Below are 3,483 nucleotides of genomic sequence, written 5' to 3' on the forward strand. Positions count from 1 at the left end.
GGCTATGTGCCCAAAAATAATATGGGACGAAGTTATATAGAAATGGTGTAAATACGTACATTCCATAAAATATAGGTACATATTATTTTTATAAATCTATCCATTTCCTTTAAAATATAATTAGGGCTTTTTAAAGCCACTAAATATTTTGGAGGTTTTTTATGAAAAAGAAATTAGATGAACTAACTGATGAAGTCTTAAATGAACTTGAGGCTTCTGGTTACAGTAAATTAACAAGGGACAATTTCAGATATTTCTGGAATGGCATGATTAGGTATTTTGAAAGTCAAAACATTTATGAATTCAATACTAAAATTGCGATGGAATATCTTGAAATTAGATCCAGCAAAACAGATTTAAGAAAACACAGTAAAAACTTTATTAAAAGAGCTATCTTTATTTTAGACCACTACAATAATTATGGTGAAATTCCCTTAAGATGCTACACCCCTATAACCAAATCAAACAATCCCCAATATATTGAAATCTTAAATGATTATGGAAAACATCTGGCAGAGGGAGAATATTCTTCCCGTACCATTGAAGGATATCTAAAAAATGTTGTAGGATTTATACAATTTTTAGAGGAAAATGAGTATTTATGTATAGATGAGTGGTCTGCAGAAATTATGTTTAAATATATTGAAACACTTTCAGAATTCAAAAAAGCTACCATAAAGCATAAAACAGGCTCATTAAGACTATTTTTACGCTACTTATATCTAGAAAATATAATAAAGGAAGATTTATCACAATACATTGGTACTATAAGGGGAACCTACCATCAAAAACTACCATCCTTCTGGACTAAAAATGAAGTGAATCAATTACTAGCTGCAATAGACCAAAACAATCCGAATGAGAAGAGGGATTATGCTATGATTTTGCTCGTAGCTAGACTTGGGCTTAGAAGCAGTGATGTAAAGAAATTAAAATTTGAAAATTTACACTGGAAAGAAAATCAAATAGTTATTATCCAATCAAAAACTGGAGAGCCACTTACGCTACCACTTTTGCGAGATGTCGGCTGGGCAATTATTGATTATGTTCAAAATGCCAGACCAAAGGTAGATAATCAACATGTGTTTTTAAGACACTTACCACCTTATGCCGAACTTTCCGAAAGAAATCATCTTTACAAAACAATAGAAAAGTATATGATAAGAGCAAAACTTCCCATAAGTGCTAAAAAAAGAAATGGTATGCATTCCCTTAGACATTCTTTGGCAACTACCCTTATGGAGGAAAATATAGCCTTGAGTAATATTTCTGATATATTAGGCCATACTTCGGTAGATTCTACATCAATCTATTTAAATGTTGATATTAATAGGCTTAGAGATTGTGCTCTTGATGTTAATAAATTGGGGGTAAAACAAGATGGCAAACTTTAATGACTTTACATTTATTAGTGGATTTGCAAGTGATATCGAAGCTTTTATCAAACTAAAACATGGATTAGGAAATATATACTATAGCCCTTCCATAGTTTTAAAATCCTTTGATAAATTTTGTTATGAGAACTTTAGGGATGAAAATGTTTTATCTAAGGATATAGTAATGGCATGGCATAAGTTGGGAGTTGATAAATATCTAACCCCAAAAACTTTACGATTAAATATGACCCCCATAAGTCATCTAGCTAAATACCAATGTGATAAAGGTATGTCAGCATATATTTTCCCAACCAAAACCTTACCCCCAGAAAGAAGATATACCCCTCATATATACAGCACAGATGAGCTTACTAGGTTTTTTAATGCAACAGATAGATGTCATATTACTCATCAAAATCCAAATAGACATTTAATAATGCCTGTATTTTTTAGATTATTGTATTCTTGTGGTCTTCGAGTTTCTGAAGCAACTAACTTATTAACTGATAATGTAGACTTGGAAAATGGCATACTAAAGATTATGGAATCAAAAAATGATGGCGAAAGACTTGTTCCACTATCAGAAGATATGCATGAAAGATGCAAAAATTATTATCAGCTAGTCCATTGTAGTAATCCACACAAGTACTTCTTTCCATCAAAAACAGATGATCCCATTAAATATATGAATGTTTATGGTAACTTCCGTAGATTTTTAATAAATGCAGGAATTTCTCATGGTGGAAAGAATGGACAAATACGAATTCATGATTTTAGGCATACTTTTGCTGTTCATTGTCTTAGAAATTGGGTACTAGAAGGCAAGGATTTAAACACTTGCTATCCATATTTAAAGGCATATATGGGGCATACATTATTTAGATATACAGCCTATTATCTAAGAATCACAGCTGAAATATATCCAATGATAGAGGAAACCTTAGAGAAATATTACCCAGATATTATTCCGTTTTCTGGAGGTGAGGAATATGAAGGTTTCTGATTTTTCCTATCATTTGACCAACTTTTTAACAACATATATGTCTGGTCAAAGAAATGCAAGTATAAATACAATCAAAAGTTATCGAGATGCATTCAAGTTATTTTTAACATTTTGTAAGGAAGAAAAAGATATTGTACCAGAGAGGTTAACTCTTTCCAAAATCTCACCACAGATCATAAAAGAATATTATGATTGGCTAGAGAAATCTCGAGGCTGCAGTATAACATCAAGGAATCATAGAAGAACTGCGATAAATTCGTTTTTTAGATATTTACAAATCGAAGCACCTGAGCATTTATTTTTATGCCAGAAGATACTTGCTATTCCACAAAAGAGAACCCCTAAAACAGTGGTTGGATATTTGACACCAGAAGAAATGAAATCTTTATTAACTCTTCCAAATCGTTCAATTCCATCTGAAAGAAAAGAACTTGTGATATTAACTGTACTTTATGATACAGGTGCTAGGGTTAGTGAGCTATGTGACCTTAAAATCAGAGATATTCGTCTTGAAGCACCTTCAATTATCACATTGACTGGAAAAGGAGAAAAAACAAGGCATGTTCCAATAATGAAAAATACTGTTTTACTACTAAGACAATATTTATCAGATTTAGGATATACAGATACAAAGAATTCAAATATTCCCTTATTCATAAATTGCCACCATGCTCCATACACAAGGAAAGGAATTTCATATATTATTAAAAAATATGAAAATCGTGCTATTGAATCCTCAATACATCTTTCTGACTTCAAAATTACTCCACACATTTTCAGGCATTCAAAGGCAATGCATTTATATCAGGCAGGAATCGACCTGATTTATATTAGAGATATATTAGGACATGTTGATATATCAACAACGGAAATCTATGCAAAGCTTGATACAGAGAGAAAAAGAGATGCCCTTGAAAAAGCATATCCTGAAATTACTGCATCCACACTTTCGGATTGGAATGATGATAATGATTTGATGGAAAAATTGGCAAAGTTAGTTTGATTCTATTTTAAAATATGGGACGAAGTTAATGGAAGATTATGCGGATTTACACCATTTCTATATAACTTCGTCCCATATTATTTTTGGGCACATAGCCATCT

Annotated in this window: 3 protein-coding genes; all 3 read left to right on the forward strand. The window is 31.7% G+C overall.

All coding sequences use genetic code 11. The features are described from left to right. The first annotated feature begins 161 nt into the window (after positions 1 to 161). Genes FYJ83_RS19295 through FYJ83_RS19305 form a run of 3 tightly spaced genes read left to right on the forward strand, consistent with a single transcriptional unit; the run spans position 162 to position 3,382 of the window. Positions 162 to 1,394: a site-specific integrase gene (locus FYJ83_RS19295; protein ID WP_154443121.1), complete on the forward strand. Its 1,233-nt coding sequence runs from the start codon at positions 162 to 164 to the stop codon at positions 1,392 to 1,394. Further along, positions 1,381 to 2,379 carry a tyrosine-type recombinase/integrase gene (locus tag FYJ83_RS19300; RefSeq protein WP_154443122.1) on the forward strand — a complete coding sequence of 333 codons (999 nt, stop codon included), beginning with the start codon at positions 1,381 to 1,383 and terminating at the stop codon, positions 2,377 to 2,379. Before FYJ83_RS19295 ends, FYJ83_RS19300 begins: the two co-directional genes overlap by 14 nt. Further along, the gene (locus tag FYJ83_RS19305) at positions 2,366 to 3,382 is read left to right on the forward strand and encodes a site-specific integrase (protein ID WP_154443123.1); all 1,017 of its coding nucleotides are present in this window, start codon (positions 2,366 to 2,368) and stop codon (positions 3,380 to 3,382) included. Before FYJ83_RS19300 ends, FYJ83_RS19305 begins: the two co-directional genes overlap by 14 nt. Positions 3,383 to 3,483: the final 101 nt, after the last annotated feature.

It is taken from the genome of Tissierella pigra (genome assembly GCF_009695605.1).
GTDB classification, from domain to species: domain Bacteria; phylum Bacillota; class Clostridia; order Tissierellales; family Tissierellaceae; genus Tissierella; species Tissierella pigra.

Coding starts and splice junctions, on each gene's coding strand:
- FYJ83_RS19295 (WP_154443121.1), top strand. CDS start 162: ATGAAAAAGAAATTAGATGAACTAACTGATGAAGTCTTAAATGAACTT.
- FYJ83_RS19300 (WP_154443122.1), top strand. CDS start 1,381: ATGGCAAACTTTAATGACTTTACATTTATTAGTGGATTTGCAAGTGAT.
- FYJ83_RS19305 (WP_154443123.1), top strand. CDS start 2,366: ATGAAGGTTTCTGATTTTTCCTATCATTTGACCAACTTTTTAACAACA.